Source organism: Micromonospora sp. NPDC005710 (genome assembly GCF_040630995.1).
Classification (GTDB): domain Bacteria; phylum Actinomycetota; class Actinomycetes; order Mycobacteriales; family Micromonosporaceae; genus Micromonospora.
In genome coordinates this window covers 192,083-207,535 of the sequence record NZ_JBEXYP010000013.1, presented here as the reverse complement: position 1 = coordinate 207,535, position 15,453 = coordinate 192,083, and the positions used below count along the sequence as shown (strand labels likewise).

Genomic DNA, 15,453 nt, shown 5'->3' with positions numbered 1-15,453 from the left:
GCTGCCAACGATCACCGTTCAACGGGCTCTGGCCCAGGTGACGAACCTGTCGTACAGCCGGTGCCCGGCTCCGGGCGGTCAGGCTTGATCCCTCCGCCGGGCACGGTCGGCCCAATCCCTGGGTGCGTGCGGTCCGCGGGTCGGTTTCGCCATTCGACGAGGGAAGAACTTCTGATGAGTTTTGCTGCTGTTGACGTTATTCGGGTGAAGCGGGACGGGGGAGTGCTCTCGGACGCGCAGATCGACTGGGTGGTCGACGCGTACACCCGGGGGGTCGTCGCCGACGAGCAGATGTCCGCGCTGGCGATGGCGATCCTGCTCAACGGCATGACCGGTCCGGAGATCGCCCGGTGGACCGCCGCGATGATCGCCAGCGGCGAGCGGTTGGACCTGTCGGCGGTACGCCGGCCGACTGTCGACAAGCACTCCACCGGCGGCGTCGGTGACAAGATCACTCTGCCGCTCACCCCGCTGGTGGCGGCGTGTGGCGCGGCCGTACCGCAACTGAGCGGCCGGGGTCTCGGGCACACCGGCGGCACGCTGGACAAGCTGGAGTCCATTCCTGGTTGGCGGGCCACAGTCAGCAACGACGAGTTCATCGCCCAGCTGGACGAGGTCGGCGCGGTGATCTGCGCGGCCGGTTCCGGGCTCGCCCCCGCCGACCGCAAGCTGTACGCGTTGCGGGACGTGACCGGCACCGTGGAGGCGATCCCGCTGATCGCCAGCTCGATCATGAGCAAGAAGATCGCCGAGGGAACCGGCGCGCTGGTCCTCGACGTCAAGGTCGGCTCGGGCGCCTTCATGAAGTCCGTCGACCAGGCCCGCGAGTTGGCGCGCACCATGGTCGAGCTGGGCGGTGCGCACGGTGTGCGGACGGTCGCCCTGCTCACCGACATGTCCACCCCGCTCGGCCTGGCGATCGGCAACGCGGTGGAGGTGACCGAGTCGGTCGAGGTGCTGGCCGGTGGGGGGCCGGCCGACGTGGTCGAGCTGACCCTCGCCCTGGCGCGGGAGATGCTCGACGCCGCCGGTCTGCCGGACGCCGATCCGGCTTCGGCGTTGCGCGACGGTCGGGCCATGGACTCCTGGCGGGCGATGATCCGGGCGCAGGGCGGCGACCCGGACGCGCCGATGCCGACGGCCGCCGAAGTGGAGGTGGTCCGCGCCGAGCGGGACGGGTACGTGGCGGCCATCGACGCGTACGCCATGGGGGTTGCGGCGTGGCGGCTCGGCGCGGGTCGGGCGCGCAAGGAGGACCCGGTCAGCGTCCCGGCCGGTGTGGTGTTGCACAAACGGCCGGGTGACGAGGTGCGGGCCGGTGACCCGCTCTACGAGCTGCGGGCCGAGGACGCGACCCGGATTCCGGCGGCGCTCACCGAGGCCGCGGACGCGGTGCGGATCGCGTCGACGGCCCCGGCGGCGACGTCGTTGGTCATCGAACGCGTCGGCTGACCGATCCGCTGTCGCCCTGGCGTGGTGCCGGTCACCTGGGAGCGCTATTCTCCCAGGCCAAGGGGGGACAACCGGCCTTGCGCCGGCGCGAGCAGACAGGAAGATCCGCCGTGACCGTTGCTGCCCCCGACCCCCGTGCGGTGCGCGAGGCGAGCCTGGACGAGCTGTCCCGGCTCGGCCTGCCGTTGCCGCCGGCCCAGTTTCCCCTCGTCTGGGAGCCGGGTGACCAGATCGACCTGCGCCCGACGGTGGAGATCGAGGCGCGGATCGCGGTGCTGCACCTGATCCTGGCCCGCTGCTTCGGGATGCCCCCGCAGGCGGCGATGAGCTGGCTGCTCGGCTCGCACCTGGTCGACATGGTCACCCCACCGGAGTGGCAGTTCGTGATGGGCGGCAAGGGCGACCACCGGTCGTTCGTGCTGCACCACGACGCGCTCTTCGCGCTGGCCTGGGTGCTCGGGCTGAGCAAGCAGCTCGACCCCACGCTGGCCGTCGACGAGCGGCTGGTCGAGCGGCTGCCGCACATCGCCGAGGGGGAGACCTTCCCGCACTGGCGTTCGCGGATCCTCACGGCGCCGCAGCATCCGGCCGACGCGGCCGCCCTGCTCGACCTGCACTACTGCCTGGACTGGGCCTACCTGGAGACCGAGCGCGACGGCCGGCGGGCACCGGGCCTGGTCGACGCGAACGCGATCGGGCAGCGGCGGTGGGCGCTGGAGTGGGCGGTGATCCTGCGCGGGCCGTACCACGACGAGCCTCCCGGCTGGGAAGAGGTCGACCTCTCCACCTGAGGTCAGCGTGGTCGCAGGACGTCGAGTCGGACCGCCACGGTGACCCGGACCGGTTCGGGCAGCGCGCCCAGCCGGGTGGAGAGCGCGGCCGGGTCGGTGTGCCAGGCGCTGGGGCCCATCCCGACAACTGTGGCGACATCCGGCCTGGTCAACGCCAACTCCGCCCGGTGCACCGTCGAGCTGACCAGCGTGAAGTGCCCGCCCAGGCTGCCGGCCACCCGGTCGGCCTTGTCCGGGTCCACCCGCAGCAGGCCGAGGGCGTCCACCAACTCGGCGAGGTGATCGGTGTCGGGCGTGACCACGAGCAACGTGCCGGCCGGGTCGAGCACCCGGTGGAACTCCGGGCCGTTGCGCGGCGCGAAGACGTTCAGCAGCACGGCGGTCGAGGCGTCCGCGAGCGGCAGCCGCTGCCAGGTGTCGGCGAGAGCGGCGGCGGCCCGGGGGTGCGCGCGGGCCGCGCGGCGCAGCGCCGGCTTGGACACGTCAAGGGCCAGACCCACGGCGTCCGGCAGCGCCTCCAGCACCGCGCCGAGGTACCGGCCGGTGCCGGCGCCGGCATCCACCACCAGGGGGTACGCCCCGACGTCAGGCGTGGGTGGCACGACCCCGGCGGCTTCCGTAGCGGCCTTGGCGAGGGCGGCCGAGATCAGGTCGTAGTGCCCGGCGGTGAGGAAGTCGGCCCGGGCGGTCACCATCTCGGCGCTGTCGCCGACGTGCGGGGCCCGCCCGGCGAGGAGGTTGACGTACCCCTGCCGGGCGACGTCGAAGCTGTGCCGGCGAGGGCAGCGCAGCACACGTGCGGTGCCCTCGGTCGCCTCGGCCAGCGGCTCGCCGCAGACCGGGCAGCGCAGCCGGTCGAGGATGCGGGAGTCCATGTCAGCCCTCCGCTGCGGGCTGTGGCCGGGCGGCTCGGAGGCCCGGGTCGACGAGGTGGTCGACCACCCGGTGGGTGAGCGCGCCGAGGGCGTCGACCTCTGCGGGGGTGAGCAGGTCGATCAGGTGCCGGCGGACGGCTGCCACGTGACCGGGGGCGGCGGACTCGATGGCCCGCCGGCCCGCCGGTGTGAGCACGACGATCGAGCCGCGGGCATCATCGGCGCACTCCTCGCGGGTCACCAGGCCGCGCTGCTGCATCCGGTTCAGGTGGTGGGAGAGTCGGCTCCGTGACCAGAGCATCGTGTCCGCCAGTTCGCTGAGGCGCAGGCGACCCTGGGGTGTCTCGGAGAGGTCGGACAGCACGTCGTAGTCCGGCTCGGAGAGGCCGGCGTCCTGGGTCAGCTCCCGGGCCAGCTCCAGGTCGAGCAGTCGACGCATCCGGCGGTAGCCACGCCAGGCGTGGTCCTCCCGTTCGTCCAACCACCGTGTGGCGTCCATCCGTCGAGTCTAGTGCTTTCGTTGACATGTCATCGATCTGCCTCTAGCTTCGATGACATGTCAACCAAATTCATGCAGGACGACCTGACCAGCCCTCGCTCCGTGGTGCCCGCGTGAGCGACCGACTGTGGGAGCTGTTCGGTGAACGGGGGCGCGGGGTGCTGGTCACCCTGCGCCGGGACGGGCGGCCCCAGTTGTCCAACCTCGACTACCTGGCCGAACCGGGACTGATCCGCTGCTCCACCACCGGGGAGCGGGCGAAGGTGCGTAACCTGCGCCGCGACCCCCGGGCCAGCTTCCACGTGACCACGCCCGACGGCGGCGCGTACGCGGTCGCGGAGGGGACCGTGACGCTGACCGACCCGGCCGTGGCCCCCACCGACGGGACAGTCGACGAACTCGTCGACGTCTACCGTCGGATTCGCGGCGACCACCCGGACTGGGCGGACTACCGTGCCGCCATGGTTGCCGACGGGCGGCTCGTGATTCGGCTCCACGTGCACCGGACGTACGGCTGGCGGCCATGACTCCCGGCCGGTCCCGTACCGGTACACCCACGCCGCTGACTAGGGTCTGAGGATGGTCGCAACTATCCGGTACGAGGACATCGTCAAGGTCCCGAAGGCGCTGCTGCACGACCACCTCGACGGCGGGCTGCGGCCGGCGACGATCGTGGACCTGGCCGCCGAGGTGGGCCACGAACTGCCCACCACCGACCCCGAAGCGCTCGGACGCTGGTTCGCGGACGCGGCGGACTCCGGCTCCCTGGAGCGCTACCTCGAGACGTTCGCGCACACGGTGGCGGTCATGCAGACCGCGCCCGCGCTGCGTCGGGTGGCCCGTGAGTGCGCCCTGGACCTGGCCACCGACGGAGTGGTCTACGCCGAGGTGCGTTTCGCCCCCGAGCAGCACCTGGAACGGGACCTCAGCCTGGACGAGGTGGTCGAGGCGGTGCTGGCCGGGTTTGCCGAGGGCACCGCCCAGGCGGTCGAGGCGGGCCTGACAATCCGGGTGGGCACCCTGCTCACCGCGATGCGGCACGCCGCCCGCTCACAGGAGATCGCCGAGTTGGCGGTGCGGCACCGGGACGCCGGGGTGGTCGGCTTCGACATCGCCGGCGCCGAGGCGGGCTTCCCGCCCACCCGGCACCTGGACGCCTTCGAGTACCTGCAACGGGAGAACTTCCACTTCACCATCCACGCCGGTGAGGCGTTCGGCCTGCCGTCGATCTGGCAGGCGATCCAGTGGTGCGGAGCGGACCGGCTCGGCCACGGGGTACGGATCGTCGACGACATCGCCCCCGACGGCTCGCTCGGCCGACTGGCCGCGTACGTCCGGGACAAGCGCATCCCGCTGGAGCTGTGCCCCTCGTCGAACGTGCAGACCGGCGCGGTGGCCTCGATCGCGGACCATCCGATCGGCCTGCTGCGGGACCTGCGCTTCCGGGCCACCGTCAACACCGACAACCGGCTGATGAGCGGCACCTCGATGTCGCGGGAGATGTCGCTGCTGGTGGAGACGTTCGGCTACGGCTGGAAGGAGTTGCAGTGGTTCACCATCAACGCGATGAAGAGCGCCTTCATCCCGTTCGACGAGCGGCTGCGGATCATCGATGAGGTGATCAAGCCGGCGTACGCGAAGTTGCTGGCCTGACCTCAGCCGTGCGGGTGGCCGGCGAGCAGGCCGGCCACCCGGCGCAGCACCTCCCGTGCGCGGGCCGCCTCCGCGCCCAGGCCCATCTGCCGACGCAGCACCGCCGGCTCGGCCCGCAACAGTGCCACCCCGCGCCGGACCAGCACCCGGGGCGCCTTGCGCTGCTCGGACAGGTCCCGGGCGAGTCGGCGCAGGAAGGTCGCCCCGCGCGGGCGGCGCAGCGCGTACGCCCCGGCGAGCAGACCACGGCTCCGGCACTCCTCGACGATCTCGGCGGCGAAGATCCCTTCGGCCACGAAAAGTGGCGATCCGGCGACATCGAATGGCCGGGTGGCTACCCGTCGATCGGCGCCGATCGCATAAACCGGCACATCGGCTCGACCCTCACGGGCAAGTCGGGCAATGATTTCCACTGCTGTGGAAGCATCCCAGGACTGCGGTGATTCCCAATCGACCTGGCCGTTTCGTCGCGGCAACGTAGGGTCATCGCCGTCTTTGTAGAAGTCGTCCAAGCAGAGCACCGGGAGGCCGGTTTGCTGTGCAATGTACGACTTTCCGGACCCCGATGGGCCGGCCAGTAGGACAACACGGTGCGGATGTTTCATTACCTTCAGTTACTCCGGCCAGACAGACTGCTATCAAATCGCATCAACATCTCATCACACCTTCGGTCCGGGACAACCTGGGCTTTCTTCTTGTCGACCGGCGTGATGGAATCTCGGGGGTCCGACCCGCCGGGTCGGTCGCTGGGCGTTGCCCGGGGCAACGCGTTCAAGCTGTAATCGCGAGGGCGGTGACGTGAGCAAACGGCCAAAGACGGCGGGCTCCTTCCTGTCGCGGCTGCGCCGGCCGGCCAGCCGGCTCCGGGACATGCCGATCTGGTCCAAGCTCGGTCTCATCATGATCGTGCCGACCATCGCCACGGTCGTGGTGGGCACCAGTGGTCTTGTCGACCACGTGGAGACGCTCAACAATGCCAATCGAGCTGGCGACCTGGCTAATCTGTCGAGCTATTCGGGTGACCTGGTCGACAGCCTGCAGGACGAGCGGACCGCCGCCGTGCTGCTGCTGGGCGCCGACGGTACGCAGCCGACGGCGCAGTACCAGGAGGCCTACAACCGGGTGAACTCCCGGGTGGACCAGGACGCGATCCCGTACCGGCAGCAGCGGACCGAGATCGAAGACCTGCCGGGCAGCCTCGAGAGTCTGCTCAACAGCATCGACCAGAACCTGCAGGACCTGTCGGGCATCCGCAGTCAGGTGTTCAACGGCAAGCTCGCGCTCACCGAGACCGTGCAGGCGTACGAGGGTCTGATCACCGACCTGCTCGCCATCCGCGACTCGTCCACGCAGCTCGCCGGCGACAACCAGCTCAGCGACCGGATGCGCGCCGCCGCCGCGGTCGCCCGGGAGAAGGAGTTCCTCGCCGTACGCCGGGTCGTGGTGCACCGGGCGCTCGGCGTGAAGGGCGGCCAGCGCCTGACCCCCGCACTGCGCCGGGACTACGTCGCCAGTGACACCGGCCAGCAGCAGGCGCTGCAGAGCTTCAAGGCCGTCGCCACCCCGGACGACGCGAAGTTCCACGACCAGACGGTCGCGGGCGGCGACCGCCGGCAGGCACAGAACTACACCGGCTGGATCGACGGCAACACCACCGGCAACATGCGCGGTGCGCCGTTCGGCCCGGACCAGTGGGAAGCCGCCATGACGGCGAACGCCAAGCTGATCCGCACCGTCGAGCGGAAGCTCGACAGTGAAGTGGTCGACCAGGCCGACACCCTCCGCTCGGACGTCCAGCGCCAGGTCTTCCTGGAGACCGGCCTGCTGCTCAGCATGCTGCTGCTCGCCATCCTCTTCGCGTACCTGGTGGCCCGCTCGATGGCCCGCTCACTCCGTGAGCTGCGGCAGGGCGCGCTCTCCGTGGCCCAGTACGGTCTGCCGCAGGCGGTGGCCCGACTGCGCGACCCGCAGGTCGTCGGACAGCTCTCCCCGGTGCAGCTGGCCAACCAGATCGCCGAACCGTTGCCGGTGCGCAGCAAGGACGAGTTCGGCCAGGTGACCGAGGCGTTCAACGCCGTCCACCTGGAAGCCGTCCGCACGGCCGCCGAGCAGGCCGCACTGCGCGCGTCCGTCGCGACCATGTTCGTCAACCTGGCCCGCCGTTCCCAGATCCTGGTCGACCGCCTCATCGGACACCTCGACCGGCTGGAGCGCGGCGAGGAAGACCCGGACCGGCTGGCCGAGCTGTTCCAGCTCGACCACCTGGCCACCCGGATGCGCCGTAACGACGAGAACCTGCTGGTGCTCGCCGGTGCCGACTCCACCCGTGTGCAGCGCGAGCCGGCCGCTCTCATCGACGTGCTGCGCGCCGCGCAGTCCGAGGTCGAGCACTACACCCGGATCGAGTTCGGTGTCATCGACCGCGACATCGAGGTCTCCGCGCACGCGGTGAACGACCTGGTGCACCTCGTCGCGGAGCTGTTCGACAACGCCACCGCGTTCTCCCCGCCCGACTCGCAGGTGATGGTCGAGGCCCGCCGGGTCGGTGACCGCTCCTCGCTGTACGTCGAGGACCGCGGCATCGGCATCAGCGCCGAGCAGTTGAACGACCTGAACGAGCGGCTCGCGACGCCGCCGCAGGTGGACGTTGCCGTCTCCCGAATGATGGGCCTGGTCGTGGTCGCCCGGTTGGCGTCCCGGCACGGTGTCCGGGTCGAACTGCGCCCCGGCAACGACCGCGGCACCGTCGCCGACGTGACTCTGCCCACCTCCGTGCTGGTGCCCCGGGCGCTCTCCGGCCGGGTGCAGCAGCCGCCGGCACTGCCGGCGGCCGGTGCTCCCCAGTTCGGTGCCCCCCAGTTCGGTGGTCCGCAGTCCGGTGCTCCCCAGTTCGGTGGTCCGCAGTCCGGTGGGCCCGCGCCGGTCTTCGGCGCACTGCCCGCGCTGGGCAACGGCCCTCGCCCGAGCGAGTCCGGCAACCAGGTCACACTGGGCGGCCGTCCGTTCGACCCCGCGTCGCGCAACGGTGCCGGGGCCCCCGCCAACGGTGGCGCGTACCGCTCGATGCCGGCCTGGTCCGATCTGACCGGCGCAGCCGGAACGAACGGCGTCAACGGTGGCGACGGGTTCACCCCCCGATCGGCGAACGGCCAGGGGACCGACCCGCTACCGCAGCGCCGGGCCGGGGACGAGACCCCGACCACCGGCCAGCAGGCGGCCATCCCGCGTCAGCTGCCGAGCAGCCCCGAGGCGCACCCGTACTCGGCGCCGCCGGTCTCCTCGCAGCCCTACTCCGGTGCGCCGGTCTCCGCCTCGCCGGCCTCCGGCCAGCCCTACTCGGGTCAGCCCTACTCGGGTGCGCCGTACGGTGGCGCGCCGGTCTCCGCCGCGCCGTACGCCGGTCCGCCGGTGTCGGCATCGCCGGTCTCGGCCATGCCCGCGTCCGGCCAGCCCTACTCGGGTCAGCCGTACTCGGCGCCGCCCGCGTCCAGCCAGTCGTTCAGCGGGTTCGCACCCCGGTCCGCCCCGCCCGCGCAGGCAGCCGGCACCCCGGCGCCGCCCGCCTGGCCGCCGGTGCCGGGCAGCGACCGGGACACTGCCACCCCGCCGGTGCCCGAGCGGCTCGCCGCCGCACTGGACATGACGACGGAACTGCCGCGGGTGCCGCGACCCGGCGAGCAGCCGGCCGCCACCCAGCCGCCGGCGCCTGCGCCGACCCCGGCAGCAGCTCCGGCTCCGGTCCCACAGACTCGGCCGACGCCGCAGCCGCCGCAGGCGCAGAACCGCCAGCGGTACGCGGACGAGACGATGGAGCTGCCGATCTTCCGGGAGCTCGAGTCGGCCTGGTTCCGTACCCGTCGTCCGGGGTCCGAGGAGACCTCGGCCAACGGCCAGCCAGCGACGAACGGCGACTCCGCGACCCAGCAGTTCGCCACGGTCGAGGCCACCGGTCGGACAGTCCACAAGACACCACCCGGGACGACAGGTAACACACCGATGGCAGACACTCCGACGTTCGGAGGAGCGCCGCGGGACAACGGCTCCACAGCGAACGAGGGCACCCGTCCCCGCCTCGCCGAGAGCCTGCCGAACCGCCGGCCGCAACCGCAGAGCAACGGCTGGCAGACCGCCGCCGACGACGGCTGGCGTGCTGCCTCCGCGGCGGCCGGTTCGGTGCCGGTGAGCGAGACCACCACCACCGGTCTGCCGAAACGCAAGCCGATGGCGCAGCTGGTGCCCGGCGCGGTGGAGAAGCCCACCACCTCGGTCCAGCGGCGCTCCCCGGAGGCGGTTCGTGGCCTGCTCTCCGCCTACCACCGGGGCGTGCAGCGAGGGCGTAGCACCTCGGACAACCCGACCAGCCCGGAGGCAACTCCGGGAGGGCAATCCTCGCAGTCTGGCTCAGGCCCGGTGGCCGGGAGCGGGCAGAAGGAGCAAGAAGGATGACAACTACGCAGGATCTTGGTTGGCTGCTGGCCAACTTCGCCGACCGGGTGCCCGGCGTCGCGCACGCGGTCGCCGTATCGGCGGACGGCCTACTCCTCGCGTCGTCACGGGATCTGCCGCGCGACCGGGCAGATCAGCTCGCCGCGATCTCGTCGGGGCTGGTCAGCCTGACCCAGGGGGCAGCACGCTGCTTCGAGGGAGGTGCGGTGTTGCAGACCGTCGTGGAGATGGACAATGGCTTCCTGTTCCTGATGTCCATCTCGGACGGCTCGTCCTTCGCCGTGCTGGCAGCCCGCAGCTCCGACGTGGGCCAGGTCGGCTACGAGATGGCGCTGCTCGTCGACCGGGTGGGCGACGCGTTGACCCCGCAGCCGCGTGCGGCTGCGGGCATGCTGGGCTGACGTTCAGCCGATCGTGAGGTCGGCTCGACTGCAACAACGACAACGACGGGTTTCACCGGTGGGAGCCGGTAAGGGGTGCGAAGGAGGTGAGCGGCGAGATGGCCGATCGTGACGAACCAACCGGAGCGTTGGTCCGTCCATACGCCGTGACCCGCGGTCGCACCCGTCCCCGGCTCGACATCGCGCTGGAGGCGCTCGTCGAGACGACGGTGCGCGGCCGGACCGCTGCCAATGGCAACGGTGGTGGCCGCGAACACCAGTACATCGCCGCGCTGTGTGACGGACGCGTGCAATCGCTCGCAGAGATCGCGGCGCGGATGCAGCTCCCGCTCGGTGTGGCCCGGGTGCTCATCGCCGACATGGCGACGGACGGCCTGGTCGCGGTCCACGAGCCGACCATTTTGGACGACTCCGACGACGCGGTGGGCACTGAACTGCTGGAGAGGGTGCTGAGTGGACTTCGCAGGCTCTGACATGTCGCACCGCCCGCCGAACCCGAGCGGCCGCGTGACGTCGGCGAAGATCGTTATCGCCGGTGGATTCGGCGTCGGTAAGACGACGCTGGTCGGCTCGGTCTCGGAGATCACGCCGCTGACCACCGAGGCCATCATGACCTCCGCTGGCGTGGGCGTCGACGACACCCGGCAGGTGCCGGGCAAGACGACGACCACGGTGGCCATGGACTTCGGCCGGATCTCGATAGACCGTGACCTGATCCTGTACCTGTTCGGTACGCCGGGTCAGACCCGTTTCTGGTTCATGTGGGACGAACTGGTGCGGGGTGCGATCGGTGCGGTCGTGCTGGTGGACACCCGCCGGCTGGCCGACTGCTTCGCGGCGATCGACTTCTTCGAGCACCGACGCCTGCCGTACCTGGTGGCGATCAACTGCTTCGACGGGATGCAGTACCACGACCCGCAGGACGTCCGGGACGCCTTGGCGATCTCGAGCGACGTGCCGGTGGTGGCCTGCGACGCCCGTAACCGGGAGTCGACGAAGCACGTGCTGATCTCGCTCGTCGAGTACGTGCTCACCATGCGCCGTACGCGCGCCGTCGCCCCGGCCTGATCGCGGCTCTGCACGCCCCGGTGGTGGCTTCGGCCGCCACCGGGCGCTGCCAGCTGTCCCGGTGAGTTCCGCCGCGCTGGTTCGTCACCCTGATGGACCAGCGCGCCGCCAAGCCGCCCGCTGAGGCCCTGGAGGCCGCCAGCCCCTCTTCGGGGGCACCGGCCTCCTCCACGGTCCCCGTGAGGCGGCTTCTGCGTACCCATTCTGCGTACCCAGGATCGCCAGTGCTGACGCGGAAGCGCCCCCAGCCGGCCGGCTGGGGGCGCTTCCGCGTGTGAAGAGGCAGTCAGGACTGGTAGCCCGCCGAGCGGTACTCGTACTCCCGGTCGTCGTCGCGGTCTCCGTGGTCGCGGCTGAAGTCCCAGCCGCCGGCCGCCTCACGACCGGGCCGACCGCCCACCGCGAAACCACCGATCTCCTGACCGCGACGCCAGCCACGGAAGTAGCCCGTCGTGTTCTCCGCGAGGCTTGCCGCATCACGCACTATCCGCAACGGGCGCTCCTCGCGCAGCGGCGAACCAGGCACCAGGTTGGCCTGCGGCACGCGCTTCGGTAGCCCGGCGTTGGTCTCGGCACCCACCGCCGGACGAGCAGCCTGCTCCGCTGCCTGCCAGCCGGTGTCGGCGGTGGTCGACCACTCCAGGTCGGACTCCTCGGCCTGACCGACGAACCACGCCGACTTCGCCTGCGCGAAGATCAGCAGGTCACCGTCGCCCTCGTCGGCGACGGGCGGCGGACGGTGCTCCATCGGCGGCGGACGGCGCTCCATCGGCGGCGGACGGCGCTCCAGTGGCGGGGGCCGATGCTCGACCGGGGGGGACGGCCGGTGCTCGGCGCGGGCGGCCACCCGACCGTTGCGGGCCGCCTGCTCGCGGTCGACCAGGCGCAGCGGCGGCGTGTCCAGGTGCTGGTCCGCAGAAGGGTTGAGCCCTTCACGCAGCGCCCGGTCGGCCAACGGTGGCGGCTCCACCAACCGCAGCATCGGTGGCTCCGGTGGCAGGTCGTCAGCCAACCAGGGCGGAGTGACCCGACCCTCGGCCCGACCCGGGTCGGTCGGGGCGTCCACGCGGTTGGCGCCGTACGAGTAGGCCACCGGGTTGTTCGGTGAGCTGTCGGACGGGTCCTCTGGGTTGTTGACAAGCGGCCAGTTGGCCCGGGAGCCGGGCGGCGCGGCCTCCTGCCCGGGTCGGGGCGTCGGCACCGGAATGCTGAGATCGGTGGCGCTGAACCCGCCGGTGGGCGGCTCGTCGACAGGGCGTTGCTGGTGACTCGGCCGGGCCGCACCGTTGGTCTTGGGGCGGGGAGGAATGACGGTGCGCTGCCGCTCGGCCCGCGCGTTGTTGATCGCGGCGGTGGTGAGGGTCGGACGGAACGGCTCGCCGGCCTCGGCCGGAGGCACCATGCCCCGCTGCGACGGCGCGATCGGGGTGATCCCGGGCGGCGGAGGCGGCGGCGAGGAGACCGGCCGGTTGGTCGGCCCGTCGATGCGGCTGGGAAGTGGCTCGCCGCGGGTGGGCAGCGTGGACGCTGGCGGACCAGCCATCGCCGCCGGGGTCATCGGCGCGGGTGCGACGGGCGGTGGCGTGATCGGCGCGGGGGCGACCGGCGGCGGCCCGAGCGGGCGGGGCGACGCCAGCGGCGCGTTGCCGGGGACCGGCTCGGGACGGCTGCGCCGCCCGACGGCGGGTGCCGGCTCGGCGCCGGTCGGAGCGGGTCGGACCGACCGCAACCCGGCGTTCGTGCCGGCCAGGCCGGTCAGCCCGGCACTGGTGCCGGCCAGGCCGGTCAGCTCGCCGACGGACTCGCCACGGCGGGCAGCCGCCCGGCGGCCGGGTGCCGGGACCGACGTGTTGACCCGTGAGCCGAGCGCGCTCACCAGCGCCTCACACCCGGCGTCGCAGGCCCGCACCGCGGCGACCGCCTGGCGGACCGTCTCGGCCACCGCAGAGGTGAGCGCCCGGTTGACCGCGGCACGTCGGGGTGTCTCGGAGATGGCGACCTGGAGAGCAGTGACCGCCTCGTTGATCTCCTCGGCGTCGGCGACCCCGTCCGCGGCGAGGTGCGCGGCGATGGCATCCGCCGCGACCGACACCTCGCGGCCGCGGGCCACAGTGCCGCCGAGCATCCCCGGCTCGGGAAGCGCGTCCAGCACTGCCAGCGAGACCGGCTCGGCCGGGTCCGGGTAGGCGCGCAGGGCCGCCGGGTACAGCTCCCGCAGCACCTCGCGCAGTGCCACGGCGGCGGAGTGCCGACCGCTGGCCAGCGCGGCGTGCGCGGAGAGCACCTGCTTGTAGCCGGCGAGGTCCCGGGGGGCCGGCAGGGTCACGGCGGAGAGCGCCCCCGCCTGCAACGCGCGGGCCAGACCGACCGCCCGTCGCTCGGCCGGAGGTGACTGCATCTCCTCGAGGGAGTCGTCGTCGGCGAACCGCTCGGCGAAGTCGTCCACCGAGTCGTCGTCGGCGATCGCCAGGGGTCGACCCGCCGCGCTCAACAGCGAGGTGACCGTGTGGTCGTCGCTGTCGGCGGCGATTGCCGCACCGCTCGGCCCGCCCGACCGCTCCACGAGCAGCGAGACGAGCTGGGCGTAGCCAGCGGCGTCATCGCTGATCTCGCAGACGTGCAGCAGACGGCCTGCGTCGTCGACCACAGCGGACGTCAGCGTCGAACCGGCGGAGGCCGGTCGATCAGCCGGATCCGCCGAGGCCAGACCGCAGTAAACGCGCACGAGCGCCACGGCGTCGTCCTCCTCCCGGGACAGGTCTTCCTCTGCCAGCAACTGATGCTCCCCGGTACGGGTCAGTCGCGCCAGTCCACCACCGCAGAGATCTTGCCGACAATGGTGCGCCAACCCAAACTCGCGGTCTGCGCACCGATCTTCTTCAGCCGTCGGCGACCCATGAACGCCCCGATCCCGCCGTTGGCGGTGGCCCGCAGCGCCTCGTCCAGGTCGTCGAGGCTGGAGCCGGCGGAGAGCATGTCGAGTACCGCAGGCAGCCGCAATGCGTACGAGAGGTCACGCGCTACCTCGCCCGCCTCGATCAGAAGCGTCGAATCCCACGCGTCGTGCCCGCCGCGCAGGTTCTCCACGACCAGGTCGAGCTCGTAGGTGTCCTCGTCCAGCGGAGCGATATCTGCGGGCTCCACCCGTTCGGACAATTCATTCCAGCTGTCCAGTTGGGACAGATCGTTCGGCGCGCCGGAACGGATGAAACTGACGAGCGACTCGGGGGTCTTGAACAGCAGCAGCTTGCCCCGGTTGCTGAGGAAGGCCGGCACTTCTTCGTCGTCGGCCTCGTCCGCCTCGTCCGCGACGGCTTCGTCCGACTCGTCGTCGGCGTCCGCGGCACCGTCGCGGCGGCGGCGGGCGGACTCGTCGTCCTCGTCCTCGGCGGCGAACTCCCCGGCCAGCTCCTCGTCGAGGATGACGACGGTCTCGTCGTCCTCTTCCTCCTCGATCGCCTGGCGGCGGGCGAGGAACGGGTCGTCCTGGTCGCGCTCGGTCACGTCGGTCGGGGTCAGCGAGCTGGCCGGCCGGTACGCCCGGAGCGTGTAGCCGGTGCCGGCGGGCAGGGCGATCTCGACCGGGTCGATGCGCAGCTCGTCCCAGAGTGAACGGTCGATCGACGCCGACTGGCGGTCGGTCTCCTCGGTCTCGTCTGGCTCGGCCGCGCCGGTGGTGTCGTCGAGCTCGGGCTCGTCGGCGTCGGGCCGTTGGGGCGACTGGCGGGCCACGCTGACCTCCGTGTGCTTCGGGTTGCCCACCCGCCGGGGTCTGACCGACGAGTGACTCTGGGCACACACCCTAGTCGGCGGCCCTGGGTGACCGATGCCCGCACCCCGGTGGCCGGTTGTCGCGCGGGTCCGACCTGCTGGTCGTCAGCGCTGGCGAAGCGGCCGTTCGACAAGTAGCGTAGCTACGTATGAAGGCCCAGGCGCTGCACGGCCATCTCGACGCTCTGCTGCTCGCCGTTCTCGAACAGGGCGCGCTGCACGGCTACGCGATCATCGAGGCGCTGCGTGCCCGCAGTGACGGCCATCTGGACCTGCCCACCGGCACCATTTATCCGGCGCTCCGCCGCCTGGAACGCGCCGGTCACGTGGCGAGCACCTGGAGCACTGTCAGTGGCCGGGAACGACGGACGTACCAGCTCACCGACTCCGGCCGGCGTGCGCTGGCCGGGGAGCGCGCCGGTTGGCGCGAGTTCCAACTGACCGTCGGGCGGTTCCTCGACCCGGGCAGCCCGCCCACCCCGGCCTGACCCTCGCGC

The 15,453-nt window shown here is 71.8% G+C and carries 14 protein-coding genes; 9 read left to right on the top strand and 5 right to left on the bottom strand.

The genetic code is table 11. The annotated features are described in order from the left end of the window. The first annotated feature begins 171 nt into the window (after positions 1-171). Complete coding sequence (locus tag ABZ406_RS19550) at positions 172-1,452, top strand: thymidine phosphorylase (RefSeq protein WP_357763365.1); 1,281 nt, start codon at positions 172-174, stop codon at positions 1,450-1,452. A 110-nt stretch (positions 1,453-1,562) separates the two neighbouring features. Then, entirely contained in the window at positions 1,563-2,243 is a 681-nt protein-coding gene (locus tag ABZ406_RS19545; protein ID WP_357763343.1) for a DUF4272 domain-containing protein, read from the top strand. A gap of 2 nt (positions 2,244-2,245) precedes the next feature. Here the strand turns inward: ABZ406_RS19545 and ABZ406_RS19540 are convergent, their stop codons facing one another. After that, complete coding sequence (locus ABZ406_RS19540) at positions 2,246-3,118, bottom strand: putative RNA methyltransferase (protein WP_357763340.1); 873 nt, start codon at positions 3,116-3,118, stop codon at positions 2,246-2,248. Position 3,119: 1 nt separating this feature from the next. Beyond that, positions 3,120-3,617: a MarR family transcriptional regulator gene (locus ABZ406_RS19535; RefSeq protein WP_357763337.1), complete on the bottom strand. Its 498-nt coding sequence runs from the start codon at positions 3,615-3,617 to the stop codon at positions 3,120-3,122. A gap of 113 nt (positions 3,618-3,730) precedes the next feature. Between ABZ406_RS19535 and ABZ406_RS19530 the strand changes: the two genes are divergently transcribed. Both ABZ406_RS19530 and ABZ406_RS19525 read left to right on the top strand, forming a co-directional pair. Continuing rightward, entirely contained in the window at positions 3,731-4,144 is a 414-nt protein-coding gene (locus ABZ406_RS19530; RefSeq protein ID WP_357763335.1) for a PPOX class F420-dependent oxidoreductase, read from the top strand. 52 nt (positions 4,145-4,196) lie between these two features. Beyond that, on the top strand, positions 4,197-5,270 hold the full coding sequence (locus tag ABZ406_RS19525) for an adenosine deaminase (protein WP_357763332.1): 1,074 nt from the start codon (positions 4,197-4,199) through the stop codon (positions 5,268-5,270). A gap of 2 nt (positions 5,271-5,272) precedes the next feature. Here the strand turns inward: ABZ406_RS19525 and ABZ406_RS19520 are convergent, their stop codons facing one another. Beyond that, complete coding sequence (locus ABZ406_RS19520; protein ID WP_357763329.1) at positions 5,273-5,566, bottom strand: hypothetical protein; 294 nt, start codon at positions 5,564-5,566, stop codon at positions 5,273-5,275. A 502-nt stretch (positions 5,567-6,068) separates the two neighbouring features. Between ABZ406_RS19520 and ABZ406_RS19515 the strand changes: the two genes are divergently transcribed. From ABZ406_RS19515 to ABZ406_RS19500, 4 genes are all read left to right on the top strand, one after another. Continuing rightward, entirely contained in the window at positions 6,069-9,716 is a 3,648-nt protein-coding gene (locus ABZ406_RS19515; protein ID WP_357763327.1) for a nitrate- and nitrite sensing domain-containing protein, read from the top strand. Continuing rightward, the gene (locus ABZ406_RS19510) at positions 9,713-10,117 is read left to right on the top strand and encodes a roadblock/LC7 domain-containing protein (RefSeq protein WP_030329023.1); all 405 of its coding nucleotides are present in this window, start codon (positions 9,713-9,715) and stop codon (positions 10,115-10,117) included. Before ABZ406_RS19515 ends, ABZ406_RS19510 begins: the two co-directional genes overlap by 4 nt. Positions 10,118-10,215: 98 nt before the next feature. Next, positions 10,216-10,590, top strand: coding sequence for a DUF742 domain-containing protein (locus ABZ406_RS19505; protein WP_124820399.1), 375 nt, complete (start codon positions 10,216-10,218; stop codon positions 10,588-10,590). Between the two features lies 1 nt (position 10,591). Further along, positions 10,592-11,185 carry an ATP/GTP-binding protein gene (locus tag ABZ406_RS19500; RefSeq protein WP_007455465.1) on the top strand — a complete coding sequence of 198 codons (594 nt, stop codon included), beginning with the start codon at positions 10,592-10,594 and terminating at the stop codon, positions 11,183-11,185. A gap of 286 nt (positions 11,186-11,471) precedes the next feature. Here the strand turns inward: ABZ406_RS19500 and ABZ406_RS19495 are convergent, their stop codons facing one another. Both ABZ406_RS19495 and ABZ406_RS19490 read right to left on the bottom strand, forming a co-directional pair. Next, positions 11,472-13,943: a transposase gene (locus ABZ406_RS19495; protein ID WP_357763362.1), complete on the bottom strand. Its 2,472-nt coding sequence runs from the start codon at positions 13,941-13,943 to the stop codon at positions 11,472-11,474. Between the two features lie 38 nt (positions 13,944-13,981). Next, on the bottom strand, positions 13,982-14,947 hold the full coding sequence (locus ABZ406_RS19490; protein ID WP_357763324.1) for a DNA primase: 966 nt from the start codon (positions 14,945-14,947) through the stop codon (positions 13,982-13,984). 158 nt (positions 14,948-15,105) lie between these two features. Here ABZ406_RS19490 and ABZ406_RS19485 point away from each other — a divergent pair, with 158 nt between their 5' ends. Then, positions 15,106-15,444 (top strand): helix-turn-helix transcriptional regulator, encoded by a 339-nt coding sequence (locus tag ABZ406_RS19485; RefSeq protein ID WP_357763321.1) that lies wholly within the window; start codon positions 15,106-15,108, stop codon positions 15,442-15,444. Positions 15,445-15,453: the final 9 nt, after the last annotated feature.

Bases quoted from the DNA above. Each gene is read 5' to 3' on its own strand.
- ABZ406_RS19540 (WP_357763340.1), bottom strand. From the start codon at position 3,118: ATGGACTCCCGCATCCTCGACCGGCTGCGCTGCCCGGTCTGCGGCGAG.
- ABZ406_RS19535 (WP_357763337.1), bottom strand. From the start codon at position 3,617: ATGGACGCCACACGGTGGTTGGACGAACGGGAGGACCACGCCTGGCGT.
- ABZ406_RS19525 (WP_357763332.1), top strand. From the start codon at position 4,197: ATGGTCGCAACTATCCGGTACGAGGACATCGTCAAGGTCCCGAAGGCG.
- ABZ406_RS19510 (WP_030329023.1), top strand. From the start codon at position 9,713: ATGACAACTACGCAGGATCTTGGTTGGCTGCTGGCCAACTTCGCCGAC.
- ABZ406_RS19505 (WP_124820399.1), top strand. From the start codon at position 10,216: ATGGCCGATCGTGACGAACCAACCGGAGCGTTGGTCCGTCCATACGCC.
- ABZ406_RS19500 (WP_007455465.1), top strand. From the start codon at position 10,592: ATGTCGCACCGCCCGCCGAACCCGAGCGGCCGCGTGACGTCGGCGAAG.
- ABZ406_RS19485 (WP_357763321.1), top strand. From the start codon at position 15,106: ATGAAGGCCCAGGCGCTGCACGGCCATCTCGACGCTCTGCTGCTCGCC.